General features: G+C 58.1%; 19 protein-coding genes and 1 tRNA gene. 10 read left to right on the plus strand and 10 right to left on the minus strand.

Features of this window, described 5'->3' with window-relative positions:
• Positions 1–111 precede the first annotated feature (111 nt).
• From KEHDKFFH_RS05635 to KEHDKFFH_RS05665, 7 genes are all read right to left on the minus strand, one after another.
• On the minus strand, positions 112–945 hold the full coding sequence (locus tag KEHDKFFH_RS05635; RefSeq protein ID WP_104321002.1) for a flagellar motor protein MotB: 834 nt from the start codon (positions 943–945) through the stop codon (positions 112–114).
• Between the two features lie 4 nt (positions 946–949).
• Entirely contained in the window at positions 950–1723 is a 774-nt protein-coding gene (locus tag KEHDKFFH_RS05640) for a motility protein A (RefSeq protein ID WP_104321003.1), read from the minus strand.
• A gap of 55 nt (positions 1724–1778) precedes the next feature.
• Positions 1779–2606, minus strand: a complete 828-nt coding sequence (gene aroE, locus KEHDKFFH_RS05645; protein WP_104321004.1) for a shikimate dehydrogenase — start codon at positions 2604–2606, stop codon at positions 1779–1781.
• A complete protein-coding gene (gene hemF, locus KEHDKFFH_RS05650) occupies positions 2599–3525 on the minus strand; it encodes an oxygen-dependent coproporphyrinogen oxidase (RefSeq protein WP_104321005.1) in 927 nt (308 codons plus the stop codon). The genes aroE and hemF overlap by 8 nt, the downstream gene beginning before the upstream one ends.
• A gap of 8 nt (positions 3526–3533) precedes the next feature.
• Positions 3534–4106 carry an L-threonylcarbamoyladenylate synthase type 1 TsaC gene (gene tsaC / locus KEHDKFFH_RS05655; protein ID WP_104321006.1) on the minus strand — a complete coding sequence of 191 codons (573 nt, stop codon included), beginning with the start codon at positions 4104–4106 and terminating at the stop codon, positions 3534–3536.
• Positions 4107–4149: 43 nt separating this feature from the next.
• Positions 4150–5292, minus strand: a complete 1143-nt coding sequence (gene dprA / locus KEHDKFFH_RS05660; RefSeq protein ID WP_104321007.1) for a DNA-processing protein DprA — start codon at positions 5290–5292, stop codon at positions 4150–4152.
• 71 nt (positions 5293–5363) lie between these two features.
• A complete protein-coding gene (locus KEHDKFFH_RS05665) occupies positions 5364–6380 on the minus strand; it encodes a LysM peptidoglycan-binding domain-containing protein (protein ID WP_104321008.1) in 1017 nt (338 codons plus the stop codon).
• A gap of 417 nt (positions 6381–6797) precedes the next feature.
• On the opposite strand from KEHDKFFH_RS05665, the gene def reads away from it, so the two are divergent.
• The 8 genes from def to KEHDKFFH_RS05705 all read left to right on the plus strand — a co-directional run bounded on the left by def (position 6798) and on the right by KEHDKFFH_RS05705 (position 14948).
• Positions 6798–7301 carry a peptide deformylase gene (gene def, locus KEHDKFFH_RS05670; RefSeq protein ID WP_104321009.1) on the plus strand — a complete coding sequence of 168 codons (504 nt, stop codon included), beginning with the start codon at positions 6798–6800 and terminating at the stop codon, positions 7299–7301.
• Positions 7302–7396: 95 nt separating this feature from the next.
• Positions 7397–8332 carry a methionyl-tRNA formyltransferase gene (gene fmt, locus KEHDKFFH_RS05675; protein ID WP_104321010.1) on the plus strand — a complete coding sequence of 312 codons (936 nt, stop codon included), beginning with the start codon at positions 7397–7399 and terminating at the stop codon, positions 8330–8332.
• Position 8333: 1 nt separating this feature from the next.
• Positions 8334–9635 (plus strand): 16S rRNA (cytosine(967)-C(5))-methyltransferase RsmB, encoded by a 1302-nt coding sequence (rsmB, locus tag KEHDKFFH_RS05680; protein WP_104321011.1) that lies wholly within the window; start codon positions 8334–8336, stop codon positions 9633–9635.
• The gene (trkA, locus tag KEHDKFFH_RS05685) at positions 9632–11035 is read left to right on the plus strand and encodes a Trk system potassium transporter TrkA (RefSeq protein WP_104321012.1); all 1404 of its coding nucleotides are present in this window, start codon (positions 9632–9634) and stop codon (positions 11033–11035) included. Before rsmB ends, trkA begins: the two co-directional genes overlap by 4 nt.
• Before the next feature lie 105 nt (positions 11036–11140).
• Positions 11141–12166, plus strand: a complete 1026-nt coding sequence (gene glyQ / locus KEHDKFFH_RS05690; protein ID WP_104321013.1) for a glycine--tRNA ligase subunit alpha — start codon at positions 11141–11143, stop codon at positions 12164–12166.
• Between the two features lie 2 nt (positions 12167–12168).
• Entirely contained in the window at positions 12169–14250 is a 2082-nt protein-coding gene (gene glyS / locus KEHDKFFH_RS05695; protein WP_104321014.1) for a glycine--tRNA ligase subunit beta, read from the plus strand.
• A gap of 28 nt (positions 14251–14278) precedes the next feature.
• A complete protein-coding gene (gene gmhB, locus KEHDKFFH_RS05700; RefSeq protein ID WP_104321015.1) occupies positions 14279–14836 on the plus strand; it encodes a D-glycero-beta-D-manno-heptose 1,7-bisphosphate 7-phosphatase in 558 nt (185 codons plus the stop codon).
• Positions 14837–14871: 35 nt separating this feature from the next.
• Positions 14872–14948, plus strand: a tRNA-Pro gene (locus KEHDKFFH_RS05705).
• A gap of 26 nt (positions 14949–14974) precedes the next feature.
• Here the strand turns inward: KEHDKFFH_RS05705 and KEHDKFFH_RS05710 are convergent.
• The gene (locus KEHDKFFH_RS05710; protein ID WP_158253183.1) at positions 14975–16270 is read right to left on the minus strand and encodes an OmpP1/FadL family transporter; all 1296 of its coding nucleotides are present in this window, start codon (positions 16268–16270) and stop codon (positions 14975–14977) included.
• Positions 16271–16653: 383 nt separating this feature from the next.
• Here KEHDKFFH_RS05710 and KEHDKFFH_RS05715 point away from each other — a divergent pair, with 383 nt between their 5' ends.
• The gene (locus tag KEHDKFFH_RS05715) at positions 16654–18921 is read left to right on the plus strand and encodes a 7TM diverse intracellular signaling domain-containing protein (protein WP_241956440.1); all 2268 of its coding nucleotides are present in this window, start codon (positions 16654–16656) and stop codon (positions 18919–18921) included.
• Positions 18922–19123: 202 nt separating this feature from the next.
• Here the strand turns inward: KEHDKFFH_RS05715 and KEHDKFFH_RS05720 are convergent, their stop codons facing one another.
• Positions 19124–19990: a phosphate/phosphite/phosphonate ABC transporter substrate-binding protein gene (locus tag KEHDKFFH_RS05720; protein ID WP_104321018.1), complete on the minus strand. Its 867-nt coding sequence runs from the start codon at positions 19988–19990 to the stop codon at positions 19124–19126.
• Positions 19990–22308, minus strand: a complete 2319-nt coding sequence (locus KEHDKFFH_RS05725; RefSeq protein WP_104321019.1) for a putative bifunctional diguanylate cyclase/phosphodiesterase — start codon at positions 22306–22308, stop codon at positions 19990–19992. Before KEHDKFFH_RS05725 ends, KEHDKFFH_RS05720 begins: the two co-directional genes overlap by 1 nt.
• A 292-nt stretch (positions 22309–22600) precedes the next feature.
• Between KEHDKFFH_RS05725 and KEHDKFFH_RS05730 the strand changes: the two genes are divergently transcribed.
• Entirely contained in the window at positions 22601–23869 is a 1269-nt protein-coding gene (locus KEHDKFFH_RS05730) for an NAD(P)/FAD-dependent oxidoreductase (protein WP_104321020.1), read from the plus strand.
• Positions 23870–23958: the final 89 nt, after the last annotated feature.

The raw sequence follows: 23958 nt of genomic DNA on the forward strand, positions 1-23958 counted from the left end.
TTGCTCTCTCGCTTCACTGTGCCAGTCAATTATCGGGCGCACAGTATAAAGCCCTGAAAGCTGGACAGTTATATGGATTGCGAATGAGAAGCTGCGCCTCAGATATAAGGCTCAGGGCATGATTTCGACGGGCAGGTCGCCGGTGGGCACCTCGTCGTTACATTCGGGATTGCGAATAGCAATTTCCACCCGGCGGTTCAGAGCCCGGTTCTCCGGGGTGTCGTTCGGCGCAAGCGGGTTGGTTTCGGCACGTCCGGCCGCAACCACCCGTTCGGCCGGTACCTGGCGGTTCATCACCAGCTCGTGCACTACAGACACGGCACGGGCTGCCGAAAGATCCCAGTTTGAACGGTAACGGTCGCTGGAAATGGGCCGGTCATCGGTGTAGCCGGACACCAGCACATCGCCGGTACAGGCGGACAGCACGTTGACCACTCGTTCGATGATCGGGATCATCTCGGGCTTGATGGCGGCGTCACCGGATCGGAAGGTGGCCTCCTCGGAGAAGCGGATCACCACCTGGTTCTGGTCGTAATTGACACTCAGGGCTTCCGAAGCCACCTCCGATTCCAGTTCCCGGATCATCCGGCTGGCCAGATCGATCACACCACCCGGAATCTGGGTGGGCGCAGCACCCTCTGCGCGCTCATCTATGAACTCGGGCTCCCTGGTCTGGGACTCTGTTGGCTCTGGAAGGGAGACCGTGTCCGATTCAATCATGGTGAGCGGGGAGCCACCGATATCCTCGGCCAGGACATTGCTGGAGCCAAAGGCGACCGCCATGGAATTGGCCATGGCCCGATACTTCTCAACGTCCATTTCGGCAAAGGACAGCAGCAGTATGAAAAAGGTCAGCAGCAGAGTGGCCAGATCGGCAAAGGTAACGATCCAGGCCGGCGTCTGATTCTGCAGACGCTTCCTGTTTTTCTTCTGGACCAGTTCCAAACCCTCAGGCCTCCCGCTCCGGCGCCAGGCCGGTGCGCTGCTCCGGGTGTACAAACGAAGACAGCAGTTCGGTCATAACCCGTGGGTTCTCGCCGCGCATGATGTTCTTGATGGATGTGATGATCAGCATCTGATTGCGGGCCTCATCCTCGGCTTTCAGCTGCAGCTTGTCGGCCAGAGGCAGGGCGATCAGCTGGGCAATAAACGCACCGTACAAGGTGGTGAGCAGGGCAATCGCCATGGCCGGGCCAATGGAGGACGGATCATCCAGGGTATTGAGCATCTGTACCAGACCCACCAGGGTGCCCAGCATGCCAATGGCCGGGGCCGATTCGCCGATACCCCGGAACACTCGCTCGGCCACTTCGTATCGCTCGGCGGCCTGCTGGGTTTCCTGGGCCAGCGCCTCCTCCACCAGTTCCGGCGGGTGGCCGTCGACACACAGATTAATCGCCTTCTGGAGGAACTCATTATCCGTCTGGTGGTTCTCAAGGCCCAGAATGCCCTCTTTGCGCACCACCATGGCCAGCGACCCCACTTCCCGGATCAGCTCCGCAGGCCGCGCCATGCGGTCGGTAAACGCGGCAGACATGGCCAGGCGAAACGCGCTCATTACCGACGCCATGCGGAACTTGATCAGGGTTACAGCAAAGGTCCCGCCCAGCACAATGGCAAGCCCCGGAAGGTTCAGGAAGGTCAGGAAGGAGGCATTGGCCAGCATCGCCAGTACGACGATCAGGACACCAGCTACGAGCCCTACAAGGGTAAGAATATCCATCAAAAATCCCTACGGAATGTTGACCCTGAGCATAGCCCAATCAGGGGGCGGAGGCTCAGTCGTTACGCAATTCCTCAATGACAGGGCGGGTGGCCGGGCTGATGCCGCGCCAGATCCGGAACGATTCCGCTGCCTGTTCTACCAGCATACCAAGCCCGTCATGAACGATCTGTGCTCCCTGTTCAAGTGCCCACTGATTGAACGTGGTGGTCTGCAGGGAATACATCATGTCGTAGACCACGGTTTTCTTCGCAATCACCTTGGGTGACAGCGGGGGCAAATCGCCCTGGAGGCTCGCACTGGTGCCATTGATGATCAGGTCGTATGGCTCACTGGGCTGTTCGAAGCCGCAGGCGGAAAGCGCGGTCTCACCCGCCACCGGTGTAAACAGGTCGACCAGGGCATCAGCCTTGGCGACCGTCCGGTTGGCAATGGTTATTGAGGCAGGATGCTCCGCCAGGATCGGACCCAGAACACCACGAACCGCACCGCCGGCACCCAGCACCAGAATGCGCGCCGCCTTCAGAGCAACACCATGGTTGCTGACAAGATCCCGGACAATACCGCAACCGTCGGTGTTGTCAGCGGTGAGCCGGCCATCCTCATCCAGATACAGGGTATTGGCTGCCCCGGCATTTTCGGCCCGTTCGGTACGCCGATCGGCCAGCTGCCAGGCCTCTTCCTTGAAAGGCACGGTCACATTCAGGCCTTTGCCGCCCCGGTCAAAGAATTGCTTCACGGCGCCGGCAAAATTATCAAGCGGAGCCTGAATAGCCGTGTACTCAACCGGCTCGCCGGTCTCGCTGGCAAACAGGCTGTGAATCCTCGGCGATTTGCTGTGGCTGATGGGGTTGCCAACAACTGCGTAGAGCTCGTTAGTCATCTTCGGTCTCCAGCCAGTTGCGACCGGTCAGAAAATAGTCGGTAAGCCGGGCTTCCTCTGACCCGGGCTCGGCGATCCGGTTGTAGTCCCAGCGCACCAGGGGCGGCAGGGACATCAGTATGGATTCCGTTCGGCCACCGGATTGCAGGCCAAACAGGGTGCCCCGGTCATAGACCAGATTGAATTCCACGTAACGCCCGCGCCGGTAGAGCTGGAAGTCCCGCTCGCGGTCACTGAAAGGGTGCTCCATGCGGCGGCGGACAATGGGTTCGTAGGCATCAATATAGCTGTCACCCACCGCTTTCATCAGGCCGAAATCCTGCTCGAAGTCGCCGGTGTTGTGATCATCAAAGAACAGACCACCGACGCCCCGGGGTTCGTCCCGGTGTTTCAGGTAAAAGTAGTCGTCGCACCAGTCCTTGAAGCGCTTATAGATGCCCTCTCCAAACGGCTCACAGGCGGCGCGGGCTGTCCGGTGCCAGTGCACACAGTCTTCCTCGAAACCGTAGTAGGGCGTGAGGTCGTAGCCACCACCAAACCAGTACACCGGCTCACTGTTCTTCGGGGTGGCAATAAAAAACCGGACGTTGGCGTGGGAGGTAGGCACATAGGGGTTGTTGGGATGGATCACCAGCGACACCCCCATGGCCTGCCAGGGAGCACCGGCCAGGTGCGGGCGGTGGGCCGTGGCCGAAGCCGGCATGGTGTCACCCATCACATGGGAGAAATTGACACCGCCTTTCTCGAACACCCGGCCTTCGGTGATGACGCGGCTGACACCGCCGCCGCCTTCAGGTCTGTCCCAGGCATCCCGGATAAACGATGCACCGTTTTCGACAGCCTCCAGCCGACTACAGATAGACTCCTGCAGTCCCAGCAGATACTGCTTTACCGCCTGGCTATCGGGTTGCTGTGCCATAAACGCTCCTAACGAAGTTGCTGACCGCTGACAATATCAATAATACGGCTGGGTTTGCGATTGCCGCCCAGTGCCCCAGGCACAATCCAGTCAAGCTGATCACCAAAGTAGCCCCTGACCTGCCAGATATGCCGCGCTGGCTGACGCCCGGCAGGATTGCAGGAGGTGGAAACCAGGGGCATTCCGGTGGTATCACAGAGGGCACGTACTACGGGGTGCTGGCTGACCCGAACCGCAATGGAGCCATGTTTTCCACGAACCCATTCCGGAATCTGCTGCTCTACGTCTGGCAGCAGACAGGTCACGGGGCCGGGCCAGTGACGCTCTGCCTCGGCTTGCAGCGCTTGAGGCAAAGGGTCCAGCAGGAAGCGGATCTGGTCCACGGACGAAGCCACCAGAATCACGCCTTTCTCGACCGGGCGCTGCTTCAGCTCCAGAATCCGCTCCACGGCCTCCTCGTCCCAGGGATCACAACCCAGGCCCCAGACAGCTTCGGTGGGATAGGCGATAACACCGCCACTGAAAACCGTGCGGCGGGCACAATGCAATTGCCAGTCGGAAAGAGGATGGGAGTTGGGCATACGGCTCTGTCGGAATTGATCAGGTTAGATGTTCACACCAGGTTCAGGCGATTTTCTGGAAGCCTCCCGGTGCCGAACTTACCAGGCCCTGCAGCTCAAGAAGCAACAGGGACTGCATGAGCTGATCGGCGGGAAGACCGGTGGCTGAACTCAGTGCATCGGTTGATTGTGGATCATACCCTAAAGCCTCAAATACCGCGATTTCGCGGCTGTCCAGACCGGCCAGGGGTTCGTTGCCCTGCCGCTTTGGCTCTGGCGCAGAGGCAGACTCAGCCGTGAGTGGCGGTGACCACCAGGCACCCAGCTCCTCGAGAATGTCGTCTACGGTCTCCACCAGGCGGGCACCCTGTTTGATCAGATGATGACAGCCGCGGGCAACCGGGCTATGCACCGAGCCCGGAATGGCGAACACTTCCCGCCCCTGTTCCAGGGCCATACGAGCGGTGATCAGGGAGCCACTGCGCAGACCCGCCTCCACTACAAGCACCCCACGGCTCAGGCCACTGATAATCCGGTTGCGTTGAGGGAAGTGCGCGGCTCGTGCCGGTGTACCGGGGGGATACTCGGAAATCACCAGCCCCTGGGCAATCACCCGCTCACCCAGGCGCCTGTGTTGGTGCGGGTAGATACGATCCAGACCGCAGCCAATCACCGCCAGCGTCGGAAACCCGGCATCCAGCGCACCGGCATGGGCAGCGCCATCGACACCCAGTGCCAGACCACTGGTTACCAGTAACTCCCGGGCACTGAGTTCCGCAGCAAACCGTCGGGCATGGTCCAGACCGGCCGGAGTTGCCTTGCGGCTGCCGACAATGCCGATCTGGTCCCGGGCCAGAAGCTCCGTATCACCCAGGGTATAAAGTACCAGGGGAGCATCGTGAATGTGCCGGAGCTGCTCCGGGTAATGGGTATCCTGCCAGGTCAGAATACCGACGCCATGCTTGCGACAATCGTGCGTTATGGTCCGGACTTCACGGACCGCCGGATGAGCATCATCCTGCTGTTGCCAGGCCTGGATTGCAGCTATGGCGTCTGCAGTCATGCCCATGGCCCGCAAGGTTGCGGCATTCATGGAGAGCAGTTCGGGCAGGTCAGGGAATTCTGTCAGCAGTTCACGCCGACGGGTGCGGCCAAGGTTTGGCAGGCAAGTCAGAAACAGCCATTGGGCTGTGGCAGAGGAAAACACGGCATCGTCCTTGAAAACAGAGAGGCCGGACCTTCCTGGTCCGGCCTTTGCGTCTATCGGTAGTCAATCAATCAGGGGTTGGTAACCTTGTCACCCACCGCCAACACGCGGTTGGCCTGAAGCACCAGGCCATAGCTCATTTTTTCATAAGCCTGGAACACCATCAGCAGCCCGGCACGCTCGGAGGGCAGCTCGATGGTTTCTCCGGTTACCGGATCACGAACCAGATTGCCGCTTTTCAGAACGGCCATCACGTTGCCGGCTTCCAGGCCTTCCCGGGTACCGCGGTTAATGGCCACCACGTCGAACTGACCAATCTGGCTAACACCCCCATCAACCGAGATCATCTGCCCTTCAATTTCTTCGCTGGGCGCGCTGGGCACGAAGCTGGTGGTCAGACGGCGGTCTTCACTCACGAGAAGACGGTCGCCAATGCGAACTTCTTCGTTGGAGCTGGTCAGGTTTACGGTCAGCACGTCGCCATTTTCCCGGGCCACATCACCACGGGCAATGCTGCGTGCTTCAAGGCCGAGGAATTCACCCGTGTCCGGATCCCGGAATTCCTTGCTGCGACGGAAGATACCCACCTTGTCCGCAGGTTTCTCGCCGCGGGCGTAGATCCGATCGCCGGCACCCATGATGATCCTGCCGTCCTCCCCTTCCAGAACGTACGGGGCACCATTGATTTCTTCCGGAGTGACAATACGGGTGTCGGTAAGGAAGCTGCCGATGGCATCCAGCGGAATAGCCGGAATGGGCGTATCGATAGGCTCGGAGCGAACCTTCGGCGACAGCTTCACCACGTCGTTGCTGGCCACCTTGGTAATACGGGGTTTGCCGTCTATATAAACCAGGGCAAGGCGATCACCGGGATAAATCAGGTGAGGGTTGGCGACCTGCGGGTTCACATGCCATATTTCCGGCCAGTACCAGGGGTTATTCAGAAAACGGGCCGAAATGTCCCAGAGGGTGTCACCCTTAACTACGGTGTAACGCTCGGGATGATCGGACCGCAGCTCCGGTGCAGCATGGGCCCAGGAGGTTAAAAGCAGCGTAGTTGCTGCCAGAGCGTACAGCAGTTTCCTCATTGTGTAAGTCCTTGATCGCGTGCCTTGATTCTTTGCATTCTGTTGGGATGCAGTCAGTTTTCTGCAGCTTATTACGTTGTTATTCCAGTTACTATAGAAGAAGTCTCGCAAATTGTGATGTTATCTTTTGTTCTTCCAGTAAATTCTATCCCGCCGTTGAAAGATTTTAACTATTAACTGATCAGTTTGTACTCAATCGACGAATTGTTGGATAATGGTTATATAAACGTTGATAACCTCTCCAGCCGTTGAAAGCTGGGGCCTTGCCCCGATAATAGTAGAGGCAGGGGGAAAATTTGCGCAGTACGCTGTCGCATTTCGGAGATCAGTTTCACACTGTTACAAAGAGCAGCAAAGTCAAAAGAGATGCCGGCCTAATTCTGCCGGCGTCCCGACATACAGGCAAAAGACCGACCTATGATACTAGAGATTCTCGAATACCCGGATCCCCGTCTGCGCACCATTGCCAAGCCGGTAGAAGAGGTGACAGACGCCGACCGCAAGCTGATCGACGACATGTTCGAGACCATGTACGATGCGCCAGGCATTGGCCTTGCGGCGACCCAGGTGAATGTACACAAGCAGATCATTGTCATGGATCTGTCGGAGGACAAGAGCGAGCCGCGGGTGTTCATCAACCCCGAAGTGGAAGTGCTGGACGGTGAACGGGAAGCCATGCAGGAAGGCTGCCTGTCGGTACCCGGATTCTACGAAGACGTCGAACGGATCGAACACTGCATGATCCGGGCGATCGACCGGGATGGAAAACCGTTCGAACTGGAAGCGAAAGGCCTGCTGGCCGTCTGTATCCAGCATGAGATGGACCATCTGAACGGCAAACTGTTCGTTGACTATCTCAGCTCGCTCAAGCGCAACCGGATTCGCAAGAAGCTGGAGAAGCAGCACAAGAAGAGCGCCTGATAAGGCTGCAGGCGAGAGAAAAACCAGACACCAGCTTCCGGACCGGGTCATGACCCGGTCTTTTCGTATTACAACGGAACAGAGATCAAAACACCGTGCGACTTGTTTTTGCTGGCACCCCGGATTTCGCGGCAACCGCGCTCAAAGCCCTGATTGCCGCCGGCCACACCATTGTTGGCGTTTATTCCCAGCCGGACCGGCCCGCCGGCCGCGGCCGGAAGCTGCAACCCAGCCCGGTCAAGCAGGTGGCTCTGGACCACGAGATCCCGGTCTTCCAGCCCGAAACACTGAAAACTCCCGAAGCCCAGAAGCAACTGGCCGACCTGAACCCGGATGTGATGATCGTCGCTGCCTATGGCCTGATCCTGCCGAAGGCGGTGCTGGACATTCCCACCCACGGCTGCCTCAACATCCATGCCTCGCTGCTGCCCCGCTGGCGCGGCGCTGCACCTATCCAGAGGGCGATTGCCGCGGGCGATGCCGAGACCGGCATCACCATCATGCAGATGGACGAAGGCCTGGATACCGGCGCCATGCTGTTGAAATCCCTAACCGCTATCAATGACAGCGACACCGGCGGCAGCCTGCACGACCGGCTGGCAGAGCTCGGGGGCAAAGCGATCATCAAGGCCCTGGAGCTGCTTCAGAAAGGTGAACTCACCGGGGAACCTCAGAACGACGAACTGGCCTGCTACGCCAGCAAACTGAGCAAAACCGAGGGCCAAATTGACTGGGCTGCAGACGCCACGGCCATTGAACGGTTGGTTCGCGCGTTCAACCCCTGGCCCGGAACTTACACCGATCTGGCTGATCAACGCATCCGGATTCATGAGGCCCGGGCACTGGTTACTACCAGCGATGGCGCGCCCGGAACCGTCGTACAACGGGATCGGGAAGGAATCGATATTGCCTGTGGCAACGGAACCCTGCGCATTACCCGCCTGCAGCTGCCGGGCTCCCGCGCCCAGAGCGTGAACGACCTGATCAACGGTGGCAAGGAACTGCTTATGCCCGGCCAGGAGCTGCGCTGACATGGGGGACCGACAACAACCCATGCGCGCCATCGCCGCCGGCGTGATGCTGGCCGTGGAAAATGGCCAGTCCCTGTCCCAATGCCTGCCGCCGGCCCTGAACCGCCTTCCCGCGAACGAACGCCCCGAACTCCAGGCCCTCTGCTATGGCACCTGCCGCTGGTTTCACCGGCTGGATGGGGAGCTCGATGGCCGGCTGAAAAAACCTCTGCGCAAGCCGGACCGCATCATCCATCACCTGATGCTGGTCGCGCTGTTCCAGTTGCGCTTCAGCCAACAGGCCACGTACGCCGTACTCAATGAAACCGTCGAAGCCTGCCGAGCTCTGGAAAAACCCCATCTGACCGGGCTGGTCAATGGTGTTCTGAGGGCCGCAGAGCGGGACGGCGCGCCGGAACCGGCGGACGATTCGGCCCGCTTCAGTCATCCCGTGTGGATGGTGGAAAAGCTCCGTCACAACTGGCCGGATGACTGGCAACAGATTCTGGGCGCCAACAATGCCCAGGCGCCCATGACCCTGCGGGTCAACGCCCTGAGGTTTGGTCGGGATGAATATCTCGATCTGCTGGCAGAGGCTGGTATCGAGGCCAACCCGACCCGTTTCGCTCCCCACGGCATTCAACTGGTTAACCCTGTTCCCGTCGACCGGCTGCCCTGGTTCGCTGATGGCGCCGTCAGCGTGCAGGATGAAGCGGCGCAGTTATGCACAACCCTGCTGGATCTCGCCCCGGGCCAGAGAGTCCTGGATGCCTGCGCGGCCCCGGGGGGCAAGACCTGCGCAATTCTGGAAAGCTGCGGCGAGCTGGCAGAAGTAGTTGCCATTGACGAATCTGCTGAGCGCCTGCCCCGGGTTCAGGAGAATCTGGATCGACTCGATCTCAACGCCACCCTGAAACAGGCGGATGCAGCCGCGACCGACCAATGGTGGGACGGCGAGGCATTTGATCGCATTCTGCTGGACGTGCCCTGCAGCGCCAGCGGCGTCATTCGCCGCCATCCGGACATAAAACTGTTACGCAGAGAATCCGACATTACCCCGCTGGCCGCCATACAGCTCGGGTTACTGGACGCCATGTGGGCTATCCTGAAACCCGGAGGCCGACTGGTGTATGCCACCTGCTCGGTGTTCCCCCAGGAAAACCACCGTATAATTCAGCGATTCCGTAAACAGCAAACCGATGCCATCCTTATTGAGCCGGATGCTCAATGGGGGCGCGATATGGGGGCCGGGCGGCAATTGCTCCCCGATCCAATCAGCCATGACGGCTTCTTCTATGCCGTGCTGGAGAAACCCGAACCATGAAAATCCTGATTCTCGGTGCCGGCCAGGTGGGTGGCACACTTGCAGAAAATCTCGCCAACGAAGCCAATGATATCACCATCATCGACAACGACGGTGCCCGGCTGCGTGAACTGCAGGACCGGCTCGACATCCGCACTGTCCAGGGCGCGGCATCTTACCCCACGGCACTGCGACAGGCCGGGGCGGAAGACGCCGACATGCTGATTGCGGTCACCAACAGCGACGAAACCAACATGGTGGCCTGTCAGGTGGCCAAACTGCTGTACAAGACTCCCACCACCATCTGCAGGGTGCGCGCCGGGGCCTACCTGGCAAAATCAGAGCTCTTCTACCAGCGGGACCAGACCAAGGATCTCGACAGCCTCCGGGGCTTTCCCATTGACGTTCTGATCAGCCCGGAACATCTGGTGACCAAACACATTACGCGGCTGATCGAGAACCCCGGTGCCCTGCAGGTCCTGGAGTTCTCCAAGGGCCTGACCCGCCTTGTGGCCATCCGCGCGACCAAGGGCGGCCCACTGGTGGGCCACGAGCTGTCCTACCTGCGCACCCACATGCCCAAAATCGATACCCGGGTGGCGGCCATTTTCCGGAAAGACCGGGCGATCATGCCCGAAGGCGACACCGTTATTGAAGACGGTGATGAGGTGTTCTTTATTGCTGCCGGCGACCACATCAAGTCGGTAATGAGCGAGCTCCAACCACTGGTAAAACCATACAAGCGCATCTTTATCTGCGGGGGCGGCAATATCGGTCAGCGGCTGGCCCACACCCTGGAAAACCGTTACCAGGTCAAACTGCTGGAACGGGACCACGAACGCTGCGTGATGCTCTCTGAGAATCTGCGGAAAACCGTGGTGCTGGAGGGCAATGCCGCGAACAAGGACATACTGCTGGAAGAAAACATCGAGAATACCGATGTGTTCTGCGCGGTAACCAACGACGATGAAGCCAACATCATGGCGTCACTGCTGGCCAAGCGCCTCGGTGCCCGCAAGGTACTGACCCTGATCAACAACCCGGACTACGTGGACCTGATCCAGGGTGGCGACATCGACGTGGCCATCTCGCCCCAGCAAACCACCATCGGCAGCCTGCTGACCCACGTCCGCCGGGGCGATGTGGTAAACGTTCACTCACTGCGCAGGGGCGCTGCTGAGGCCATCGAGGCCATCGCCCACGGTGATCACCGGTCCTCCAAAGTGGTCGGCAAACGGCTGGACGAGATCAACCTGCCGGAAGGCGCCACCATCGGTGCCATCGTCCGCCGCAACGAGGTGCTCATCGCCCACGATCATCTCCGGATCCAGCCGGATGACCACGTTATCCTGTTCCTTGTGGACAAAACCCGCATCCGGGATGTGGAAAAACTGTTCCAGGTGGGTCTCACCTTCTTCTGACTTAGAAATACACGGCCAGCACGCGTATAATGCGCCTTTCTTTTTTCGGAGTGCCCCGAAGGACAACCGGGGCGCCACACACAGACTCATCAGCAGGCAACCGTCGTGACAGACAAGGCAACGAAACAGACAACTCCGGATCTCGGGACCTTTCAGGGCCTGATCCTGGCTCTGCAGAACTTCTGGGCGCAGCACGGCTGCGTGGTCCTCCAGCCACTGGATATGGAAGTGGGTGCGGGTACCTTCCACCCGGCCACCTTCCTGCGTGCCATCGGGCCGGAAACCTGGAACGCCGCCTACGTTCAGCCCAGTCGCCGCCCCACTGACGGCCGCTACGGTGAGAACCCCAACCGCCTGCAGCACTATTACCAGTTCCAGGTGGTTCTGAAGCCGTCGCCGGACAACATTCAGGAACTGTATCTGGATTCCCTGCGGGCCCTGGGCCTTGATCCGCTGGTGCACGACATCCGGTTTGTGGAAGACAACTGGGAGTCTCCCACGCTGGGTGCCTGGGGCCTGGGCTGGGAAATCTGGCTCAACGGCATGGAGGTCACCCAATTCACCTACTTCCAGCAGGTGGGTGGCCTGGAGTGCTTCCCGGTTACCGGCGAGCTCACCTATGGGCTTGAGCGGATCGCCATGTACCTGCAGGGCGTCGACAGCGTGTACGACCTTGTCTGGACCGAAGGCCCTGACGGTGTGGTCACCTACGGTGACGTGTTCCACCAGCAGGAAGTGGAGATGTCCACCTACAACTTCGAGCATGCCGATACCGAGTTCCTGTTCCACAGCTTCGACGTTCACGAGCGGGAAAGCGCCCGGCTGATCGAAGCCGGCCTGGCCCTGCCCGCCTACGAGCAGGTGCTCAAGGCCTCTCACACCTTCAACCTGCTGGACGCCCGCCATGCCATCTCGGTAACCGAGCGTCAGCGCTTCATCCTGCGGGTTCGCACCCTGGCCCGTGCCGTCGCCCAGGCATACTTCGACAGCCGTCGCTCACTCGGCTTCCCGCTCGCTCCCGAGGCGCTGCGCAAGGAAGTCCTTGCTGCTGCTGAGGCCGCCGACGACAAGGCGAAAAGCAAGAAGGGCAAGAAAGCGAAGAAGGCACAGCAGGAACAGGGGAACGCATAACCATGGCTACACAGGATTTTCTGGTCGAACTGGGCACTGAAGAGCTGCCTCCCAAGGCCCTCAAACCGCTGTCTGACGCCTTCACCCAGGGCATTGCCCGGGGTCTGGAAGAAGCGGGCATCGAATTCGGCAAGGTCGAGGCCTTTGCCGCTCCACGCCGCCTTGCGGTCCGTATCCGGGATCTGGCTGACTCCCAGCCGGACAAGTCGGTGGAAAAACGTGGCCCTGCCGTCAAAGCTGCCTTTGACGATGCCGGCAACCCGACCCGCGCGCTGACCGGCTTTGCCACGTCTCTGGGTGTTACCCCGGACCAGCTCGACACCCTGGAAACCGACAAGGGTGCCTGGGTGGTCTACCGCACGGTAGAGCAGGGCAAACCCACGGTGGAGCTGATGCCGGAGCTGGTGGAGCAATCCCTGGCAGGCCTGCCGATTCCCAAGCGCATGCGCTGGGGTGCCCACCGCACCGAATTTGTACGCCCCGTGCACTGGGTGGTGCTGCTGTTTGGCAACAAGGTGATTGATGCCCCGATCATGGGCCTGACTCCCGGCAACAAGACCCGCGGCCATCGCTTCCATTGCCCCAAATCCCTGATCGTACCCACACCGAACGATTACGAAGTCGTCCTCAAGCAGGAAGGCTATGTCATTGCCGACTTCGCCGAGCGACGGGAGCAGATCCGTGCCGGCGTGACCGAACTGGCCGAGCAGGAAGCCGGTGGCAAAGCAGTGATTGATGAAGACCTGCTGGACGAGGTCACCGCGCTGAACGAATGGCCGGTCCCCCTGATGGGTCGCTTCGAGGAACGGTTCCTTGAGGTTCCCGCGGAAGCGCTGATTTCCTCCATGAAGGAACACCAGAAGTACTTCCACGTGGTTGCTACCGACGGCGAGATGCTGCCCCTGTTTATTACCGTGGCCAACATCGAGAGCAAGGACCCGTCCCAGGTGGTTTCCGGTAATGAGAAAGTGATCCGGCCCCGCCTGTCGGACGCCGCGTTCTTCTACGATACCGACCGTAAGACCAGGCTCGAAGACCGTGTAGACGCCCTCAAGCCCATCGTGTTCCAGGAGAAGCTGGGCAGCATCTACGACAAGTCCGTACGCGTCGCTGCACTGGCAAAGAAAATTGCCGACGCCATCGGCAGTGATCCGGCCCTGGCCGAGCGCGCCGCCATGCTGGCGAAAACAGATCTGGTCACCGAAATGGTCCTGGAGTTCACCGATCTGCAGGGCATCATGGGCCAGTATTACGCCGCCAACGATGGCGAACCGGAAGACGTGGCCAAGGCATTGAACGAGCAGTACATGCCCCGTTTCGCCGGCGACGACCTGCCAACAACCCTGACCGGCTGTGCCATTGCCATCGCTGACCGGCTGGATTCCCTGGTTGGCCTGTTCGGCATCAACCAGCCGCCATCAGGCACCCGGGATCCGTTCGCTCTGCGTCGGGCCTCCCTCGGGGTGTTGCGCATTATCATCGAGCGAGAGCTGCCGCTGGATCTGCAGACATGCTGCGAGTGGGCGGAAGAGAACTTCACGGTTCTGACCGAGCAAAATACCGCAAGCACGGTTGTGGACTACATGCTGGAGCGTTTCCGCGCCCACTACGATGAGCAGGGCATCGGCGCCGAGGTCTACCTGGCCGTTCATGCCCGCCGGCCAACCCGCCCACTGGATTTCGACCGCCGGGTGAAAGCGGTGGAAGCCTTCCGTCAGCTGCCCGAAGCGCAGGCCCTGGCCGGCGCCAACAAACGGGTTTCGAACATCCTGACCAAGCAGGGTGGTGACAGCATCGGTGAAACCGTCGACGCCAACCTGCTGCAGGACAGCGCCGAGAAAGCCCTCGCCGAGCAGGTCGACCAACAGGCTGCCAAGGTCCTGCCGCAGTTCGAAAACGGCGACTACGCCAGCGCTTTGAGCTCCCTGGCCAGCCTGCGGGAACCGGTGGATAACTTCTTTGATGAGGTGATGGTCATGGCCGACGACGACGCCATCCGGAACAACCGGCTGGCGCTGCTGAACCGTCTGCGCAACCTTTTCCTGCGCGTCGCGGATATCAGCCTGCTGCCCACAGCAGGCTGAGACCGGCCGAAGGAACGCGCACGCAGCGATGCTGATCATTCTGGATCGGGACGGGGTCATCAATGAGTACGATGGCAATTACATCTGCTCAGCGGATGAATGGCACCCCATTCCCGGCAGCGTAGAAGCGGTGGCCCGGCTCTGTAACGCCGGCCATCGCATCGCCATCGCCACCAACCAGTCCGGCATCGGCCGAGGTTACTACGATACCGATGCACTGGACGCCATGCATGAAAAGCTGGAGCAACTGGTGGAGGCCGAGGGCGGCTGCATCGATTTCATCGCCTACTGTCCTCACCATCCCGACGACCAATGCAGGTGCCGCAAGCCACTGACCGGCCTGCTGGAGCAGATCCGCCAACATTTCCGCCTGACGAGCCTTGAAGGGGCCATCATGGTCGGCGATAGCCGAAAAGACCTGGAAGCCGGCCACGCTGAAGGATGCCACCCGGTACTGGTACGAACCGGCAATGGCGAGGAAACCGAACGCCACCTCGACGCCAGACCCATACCCGGCGCCGATGTCAGTATCTACGATAATCTCAGCAAATTTACGGATGCCCTTTTATCCGCCGAGGGCTGGTAAAACCAAAGCGAATCCGTATAATACCGGCCGTTGATCGGCGTGTGGCGCAGCTTGGTAGCGCACTTCGTTCGGGACGAAGGGGTCGCAGGTTCGAATCCTGCCACGCCGACCACTTTCCCGCTTTGTTTTCCTCTTGTTCTAAAGCTGCCGGCTGAACTGCAGACCTGCTGTCCAAGGCACTACGTCATACTCGCTTCTGAATGTAGTCTGGCCCTGCACAGGATCTGTCGCCCGATAGTCGATGGAAATATCGCCCTCATAAAACACTCGTGCGACAAACATGTCCACCGTCCAGTCGCCTGCCAGATCGCGAACCTGTGCACCCAGAGAAACCTGATGGTAATCATCGAACGGTGTCAGCGGCGAACGCGTCTTGATGGTGACGGGAGATTCGTCAAACAAATAGCCAGCCTTCAGTGACCATGTTGGTGCCACCTGCCAGACTGCGCCAACCCGCCACTGCCAGGTGTCCTTCCAGCTCTGAACCTGCTCCTCGGATGGCTGCTCGGCAGGAAAAGCCACCGGCGTCTTCTCGCGGGATACGACGGTCAGCGCTGAAGCATCACTCCATTTTGCCCAGGTTGCCCCGGCAAGCAGCTTGAGTGCGTCGTTCCACTGGTGAGCGAGGCCGACACTCAGGCTTTGAGGAATCGTGATCGGGACTTCTATCCGCTCAGTAACGGTTGTCTGCGCGAGGCCGCTGGCTGACAGAGTGGGGAAGTTGGTGATAGTGCCGGTACCCTTAAGATTGAATTCGGTACCGGAGCGGGCAGAGAGGCCAAGCGACGTGTCAGGAGTCGCTTGCCAGAGTGCTCCGACCGTGAATTCCAACGCAACATCGTCCCCCACCAGTGTGGCCTGGCCATCGCTTAAGGTGCCACCAGGTAGGGAGAATTGCGCTTCAATCCCACTGAAATCGACCGGGTTGCGCTGTTCCGCATCGGCATAGCGTACATTGATACTACCTCCCAATGAGAGACCCTCGCCGCTGTTCACAGAAAAGGAGGGGCTCACGCCATAAGATACCAGTTCAATCTCATCACCAATGAACCGTCCGGCAAAGGCATCGCCATAATCGAAGCCGAGACCATAGGGAACGTAAACCCCCAGCCCCACATCCAGCCAGTCATTTACTTCATGGGTAAGATAAGCATTGGGCACCGCAAAGGTCTCAACGTGATCGCCACCGCCATCTCCGACAACCGGATCGCCATTGGCGCGGGTTGCCGATGTTTGGGAATCCCTGCCGACGGCGTCAATCTCAAAAACGATCGCACCAACGGAGAGGTTGGTGCCCGAGAGCCGGCTCATGCCAGCGGGATTGAAGAAAATAGTGGAAGCATTTTCCGGGTTGGCAACACTGCCGGCATTGCTGACGCCGGAGGTACTGGCACTTTGGTCACCATTGGACAGGCCGCCAGCGAAGGCTGTCATAGGGGTTAAAACGGCCAATGCAAGAACTGGGCAAAATTCCTTTACAAAACCTGACCTTGAGCTATACATACAGCATCCTTTTGAGTAGGCTCCGAAGTATAGATTTTGGCGACACACCTATCAAATCAAAGAAGACAGAACGCTGATTACGTGACAATCAGTTGAGTGAATGTTGCTCTCTAAGCACCAATCGTTCGGGGATCCGATAGCAAAACCTGTGGGTGTTGTTCTGTGTGGGCCTGTAGATCAAGGAATTTTGAATGGCTGACGTTGATTGGAGAGGGACCTCTCTCCTGGTATTGATTTTTTCATCCCTTTTATTGCTGTCTTTTTGCGCAACCGCCGCAGAGCAACAGGGATATGCCAGAAATCTAACCCAGACGATGGAGGTCTTTGAAGGAGCTTGGGATCAGGAAACACCACCGCCAGAAAAACACGCCGGCTGGTCTCCAATAAATCACGATGTTTTTACCAGTGAGCCTCGGGAGCCATTCGTCTGGATAAGGGGCAGGATAAGTTCGGCGGAAACCATTGAGCAGCGCTGGCTTCTATTAAGTCCCCTGGCATCAAGAGCCCAGGTATTTATCGATGGTTCGCCGATTTCCGAGAATCCCAAATTTTTTCTCGAACCGCCGCAACAGAAAACTATTCCATTTCATCACCTGATCTTCGAGCTCCCCAGCGTCTCATCGCGTTCTGATATTCACATTCGATTCGAGGCCGACTTCCCGATAAGTACATCGGTCAAGGTTCTGGATCAAACTGCCTTGTTCAGTGAGGCGGTCTTACATACCGCACTAAGCGTGAGTTTAGGGTCAATTATTTTTGCGCTTACAGTTTATAACCTTTTTCTGTTCTTCAGTATCAGAGATCCGATCTACCTACTCTACGTGGTCGTGGCAGTAGGTGTTTTGGTCTACTCGTTGAGCCTAACAAACCTGCAGGCCTATCTGGGGATAATTGAGGAACACTTTAATTGGTTGAAAGCCCTTCTGATCCTCATGCCCCTTCTTACTATCCAGTTCGTTTCAAGAATCCTTCAACTGGGGACGCTCGCTCCATGGGTTAACCAGATGTACCGGGTGCTATCGCTCATTTATCTGGGTCTCTTGATTGCAACGCCCTTTCTGTCATTCAAGACCATTGCCTTCCTTGGCGCAACTATCGGGATGGCTGCTTACCTTTCGTTTCTTCCTTTTGCTTTCATTCAGGCAAAGAAGAAATACCAACCCTCTCTGTATTTTCTGATTGGCTGGATTCCCTTAATCATCGCTCAAAATGTAACGGCTTTGGATTCTTTGGGCGTTATTAAAGGTAGCCAATGGGTGATGTACTACATTCCCGGCGCCATGTCCTGGGAAATGGCCCTGTTTTCACTAGCCCTGGCATCCCGCATAAAAATCCTCCGCGACGAACGGGACACTCTGCAGGCCCAGCAGATCGAAGTCAGTGAAAAAGCCCGTAAGGCTCTTGAACGCAGCAACCGTATCAAGGATGACTTCCTGAACGCCGTAAGCCATGAGCTGCGCACACCTCTACACACCATCCAGGGCCAGCTGGATATGCTTCGGGAGGCACCGCTGAACCGGGAGCAGAACGATGCGTTCCGTCTCATCGAGTACGCCAACCTGCGGATGACCCGACAGGTCGGCGGCATTCTGGATTTCGTTGATGCCCAGGACGAGAACCTGCTCAGTTCACCCCAGGTGTTCGAGCCTCAATCCCTGTTCGATCTTCTCGAGTACGAATTCCGGGAAGCCGCAAGAGCGAAACCGCTTGCGCTGGCGTTCGGCATGGATGACTCGGTGCCTGGCAAGGTCTTCATGGATGGGCTGATGTTGGAGAAGGTGCTTTATCAGCTCATCGATAATGCAGTGAAGTTCACGCCTGCAGGAGGAGAGGTACTGGTTCGGGCAAGCCGACTGGCAGACGATTCCGTTTTCCGGATTCTGGTGTCAGACACGGGGCCCGGCATCCCGGATTCCCAGAGAGAGAAAGTGTTCCAGGCGTTCAGACAGGGAGAAGCCGGCCTCACCCGGCGTTATGGTGGTGTGGGTCTGGGATTACCCCTTGCCAGCTCTCTGGCCAATGCCCTGGGCGGCCAGATGAGAGTCCTGGAGACATCCAATAAAGGTACTACGTTGGAAGTCACAGTGCCCTATGGCGACGTTCACCAGTCGGAATTCCATGATCCAGACCTGTTAAGCCCTGGGGCCGTGAATCATGTGCCCAGAATTCTTGTGGTGGAAGACGACGCCGGCAACCGGATGATTCTTCGCAAACAGCTGGAGCACATGGGTGTGATTTCAGAAGGGGTTCAGAATGGCCTCGAAGCCCTACAAGCGGCCATCAATGAACCCTGGGACATGATCATTATGGATTGCCAGATGCCCGTCATGGACGGTATTGAGGCAACCCGTGAGATCCGATTGAAAGCCCCAGCCAATCTGGATACGCCCATCATCGCGGTTACTGCCAACGCCAGTGAAAGCTATCGGCTTCAGTGTCTTGAAGCCGGCATGAACGACTACTGTACCAAGCCGCTGCGGATGGAGAAGCTCAAACGCCTTATCGCTCACCATGCAGAAAACCACGTCGTCACCCGGACTCGCGAGCAACGAGGGATCAAAGGTACGTTGATAGATAACTGAGGCGGGGCGATGCCGTTGTCATCCAGAAGTAGTCAAACCCGAACGCCACAACCGGCCGCCCTGAAACGCGAGTGCAATGTACAGCCTGCCCGGACAAACACCAGTGATATAAGTGCAAACATAGCCCAGTTTTGCGGGGCCCTGTGGTTTGGCAAAACACCCTCTCTTATTGGCAAACGCCAACGCCTGCAAGAACTCGAATCTACATCAAACTCTCAAGCGCCTGATAATCCTCATGCCTCACTGGGGTAATCCGGGTGGCGTGCTGGCTGTCGAGGAAGTCCCTCAGGCGTGGTGATGGCGTAGTCATCAACTCAAGTAACTTCTGACGAACAGAATGGCACAAGTCATTGCGGAAAACGAAAGGATCATAATGCAAGGGCGGTGACCGCCACAGCACCCGGAACGAATCCGTGCCAATCATTCCCCGTTTGAGATATTCATCTGCGCGGGCGCTGGAGACGAAAGCAGCATCTACCTGACGGTCGATCAGAGCGTTCATCGCTTTATCATGTCCGCCGGCGTATACCAGGGCGCCAAAGAATCGATTGAAAGGTATCCCAACGACATCCGGGAAAATAGCTTTCGGAACCACAGCTCCTGAGGTGCTGGAAGGATCGCCAAGCGCAACACGAGCACCCTTGAGGTCTTCGGGTTCCGAGACGGCACTATCACTATCAACAACCAGGATAGAATTGTAGAAGCTGCCCTCTGGCGTAAAATGCCCTCCCTCCACAGCCAGGGACGCAAAGGGCTCAATGCCGGAGTTACGTCGGCGTGCAATCATGTAGGCGGCGGGCCCCAAAACGGCTACATCAACGCCGCCAGAGACAATTGAGTCGATCACGCTTTCATAAGAGCTTGCACGAACCATCTCAACAGGCACCCCAAGCGTGTCACTGATCAGGGTTATCAGCGGCCCATACTCCCGAAGCTGCTCGTCGATGTTCTTCTTCGGGATCATGGTAAAGGTAAGTTCGACAACATCGCATTCTGCAGGAATGGTCTCCTCCGCCATCACAATGAGAGGGGCTAGAAATCCGACCAGAAAACCAACGAACCTGAACATCAGACAACGGCCTCCGCCTCGGCGAACGTCCGGAGAAAACCCGGAACATCCTCAGGCGGCATAGGGCGACTCAGGTGATAACCCTGCGCAATATCGCACCCGGCCACTTTGAGGTGTACCACCTGTTCCCGGGTTTCGACCCCTTCCGCCACGACTTTCAGATCCATTCGCTTTGCAAGAATGATGGTGGACGAGACGATAGGACTGTCGTCATGGCTGTTACAGATTTTGGCAATGAGGCTTCGGTCAATCTTGAGCTTGTCCACCGGCACGGCTTCCAGGTGAGCAAAGCCGGAATAGCCAGTGCCAAAGTCATCGAGGCTGAGTTTCACACCCGCCGCTTTCAGAGAATGCAGGCTTTCGACGGCCTTGGCATCCAACATCGCCGTTTCAGTGATTTCCAGTTCCAGATGACAGGTTTTGAGACCATGCTGATGGATCATATTGATCACATCCCGGCAAAACTCTTGCTGAGCCAACTGGATTGGAGAGACATTGACGGCAACCGGCCGTACCGGAACATTATCAACCTTCCATTGAGCAATCTGGGCGCAAGCCAGACGCAGAACTTCCATCCCGAGAGGAATCACGAACCCACTGTTCTCTGCCATGGGAATGAATCGGTCCGGGAAGAGCAAACCGAATTCCGGATGATGCCAACGAACAAGCGCTTCGTACCCGATCACTTCCATGGAATCCAGGCAAACCTGAGGCTGGTAATGCAGGACAAACTCGCGATTTCGCAACGCTTCGGCGAACGATTGTTCCAGGTGAAACTCCTCAACGTCCTTCAGGTTGAGCGACTGGTCGAAGAACCGGTACTGGCCGCGGCCTGCCTTCTTGGCCGAGTACATGGCTGCATCAGCGCAGCGCAGCAGATTCTCAACGGTCTGGCCATCTCTGGGGCAAATTGCGATGCCTATACTGGGGCTGCTGTTCAATTCCGTGCCATTGAGCTCGTACGTAGCGGACAAATGGCTGGTGAGTCCCGAAGCCCATGTTTCGATATCGCTCTCCGAGCGATCTTCCGCCAGCAACACTACAAACTCATCCCCACCAAACCGGGCAGCCACGTCTGCAGGCCCGAGCATTCGCCTTATCCGGCCGGCAACGGCCTGAAGCAAGAGGTCCCCCACCTGGTGCCCAAGCGAGTCATTTATCGATTTGAATCGGTCAAGATCAATGAACAGCAGCGCCGATAAACGGCGATTCCTTCGCTGTTCGTTCAGCGTTTGCGATGCGATATCGAGAAATTGACGACGGTTGTAAAGACCACTGAGATGGTCAATCGATGCGGCCCGACTGCTTCGGGCGTGCTCCCCTTCCAGACGTTCGATGAGTTGCTGGTTCCTTTGCTCGGATAACTGCAATGCCTGCAACACGGATTGCTGTTGTTTCAGGGCACGCACCAACCAGAACACAATGCCTCCAACCAGGAGCGTCATCAGTATATTCAGCAGCAGTTGTTTGTGCTGGTCGCTGCGAAGTGGGGCCAGGATCTCATCAAAAGGCTGTGTAACACTGACCGTGAAACCATGGATGGCGCGGGTGACAAAGACATATTGATAACGCTGACCGTCCTGTTCGAATGTTCGCTGCCCGCTGCTTACCCGGCCACTCAAGGCTGGCTCAATACGTGGCACCTGAAGCCCGCCAACAATCACACCACTGGTATCGGCGCGCATCCACTCGGCGCCCTCCGCATCCAGAACCTGGATAAACCCCCTTGGCCCAAGCTCCACATGCTGGAGCAAGCCCGCGAGATAACCGATATCGAGCTCAATCAGCACCACTCTCGTCAAACCGAGACTATCCGGTTCACCAGCGGGCACCAGAAAAGGCAGGCGCCAGCCCGGCTCTGCGACACCAGGTCCCTGACGCAGAGGCAACAAGGGAACCACCCCGTACTGTTTCATGTGGCTTTCCAACTGCCCGTAGCGGTGGGAAAGGTCCGGCCGGGCAGAATCCGGGTGACTGGCATAAAGAAGATCACCATTGCCATCGTATACGCTAAGACGATTGAACACGGGGTCCTCCGCCAGAAGTTCGAGCAGACGTTCGAACCCATCCCCTTCCTGTTCTGGATCCTCCATTACCAGACTGCCCATCGCTTTGGCTCGATCCGTCATCTGCTTGAGACTTTCAGAAACGATCAACGCGAGATTGCGGTGCTCAGACTGTCGTGCCTGGAGCGCCTCCGTTCGGGACGTAATGGTCTGGTAGCCGAACAGGGCCCAGATAAAGACAACCATCAGGGCGCCCAGAACCAGCATGGCGATCTGAACAGCGCTGAGGGAGGAGGCGGGCTTATGGTGCATTAAAGTCACTCTGGCGGAACGGCACTTTGCTGATGGTTCGAGGCGCCTTCCGTTGGCAACTTTCCTGGTCTTGAATCAGATGGCAGGCAAGTCTACGGCCCGGCCAGATTACGCCAGACACTACCAGCAGGTTATGGCAATTGAGTGACAGCGCCAAACGCTATGCCCGTGAACCAGAGACCTCGACCGGTATATTTCTAATTATTCTAACGATAGAACTTTAGGTTTTGTACGCTTTGATGTATCTCAAGCATTACTCGTGCATAGCAAACAAAGACAAGAGGTTCGAGGCATGATTACCAGCACTACCGAAACAGGCAACGTCAAAACTCATACCGTCGTGATCGTGGGTGGTGGGGCAGCCGGCATATCGGTGGCATCCAGCATCCACAAACGGGATAGCAATATCGACATCGCCATCATTGAGCCCGCTGCCTGGCATCACTACCAGCCCGGCTGGACCATGGTCGGCGGCGGCGTGTTCCGACCCGAGGTCACGTCCAGGCCCATGTCAGACGTTATGCCCGGTTTCGTGTCCTGGTATAAGCAACCGGTTACCGGCATCGACCAGGACAACAACCAGGTAACCCTGGGCGACGGCTCTTCCATCGGATACAAAGCCCTGGTGCTCGCCCCAGGCCTGGAACTGAACTGGGGCGGTATTGAAGGCCTGGAAGAGGCTCTCGGTTCCAACGGCGTCACCTCCAACTACCGGGAGGGCATGGCCAGCTACACCTGGGACATGGTCCAGAACCTTAAGAAAGGCCGCGCCCTGTTCAGCCAGCCGCCGATGCCGATCAAATGTGCCGGCGCACCCCAAAAAGCCATGTATCTGTCTGCCGATTACTGGCTCAAACACGGCGTGCTGAACAACGTGGATATCCAGTTCCATAACGCCGGCGCCGTTCTGTTTGGTGTGGCCGATTATGTCCCGGCCCTGGAGGCCTACATTAAAAAATACGGCATTGACCTGAACTTCCAGAGCACCCTGGTTGCCGTGAACGGGTCCGCCAAAACAGCCGTTTTCCGCTCAACCGACGGCGAGGGTAACAGCCAGGACCGCGAAGTGAGCTTTGATATGCTGCACGCCGTGCCACCCCAGCGGGCACCGAAACTGATCCGGGAGTCTGCCCTGGCCAATGAAGGCGGCTGGCTGGATCTTGAGGACAACACCCTGCGCCACAAAACCTACGCCAACATCTTTGGCCTTGGGGATGTGAGCGGAACCGGCAACGCCAAAACCGCCGCTGCGGTGCGGAAACAGGCGCCAGTGGTCGCTGAAAACCTGGTGGCCACGCTCAGAAACCAGCCTCTTGAAGCCGCCTATCTGGGCTATGGCTCCTGCCCGCTGACCGTGGAGAACGGAAAGATCGTATTGGCGGAATTCGGCTACGGTGGCGTACTCCAGCCCAGCTTCCCGAAATGGATCAACGATGGCACCAAGGCTACCCGGGCCGCCTGGTGGTTGAAGGCCAAGCAGCTGCCAACACTCTATTGGCACGGGATGCTGAAGGGGCACGAATGGCTCGCCAAGCCGGCGCAGCGCTCAACCGGGAACTAGTCACTCAGTAAGACTGGCCAAAGGCGAAGAATCCACCCATAGTGTGAGGCAAATGGAGCAGATTGCGAGCGAGCTCCACGAACTGGTGG

Source organism: Marinobacter maroccanus, assembly GCF_002933275.1.
In the GTDB taxonomy this organism is placed as follows: Bacteria; Pseudomonadota; Gammaproteobacteria; order Pseudomonadales; family Oleiphilaceae; genus Marinobacter; species Marinobacter maroccanus.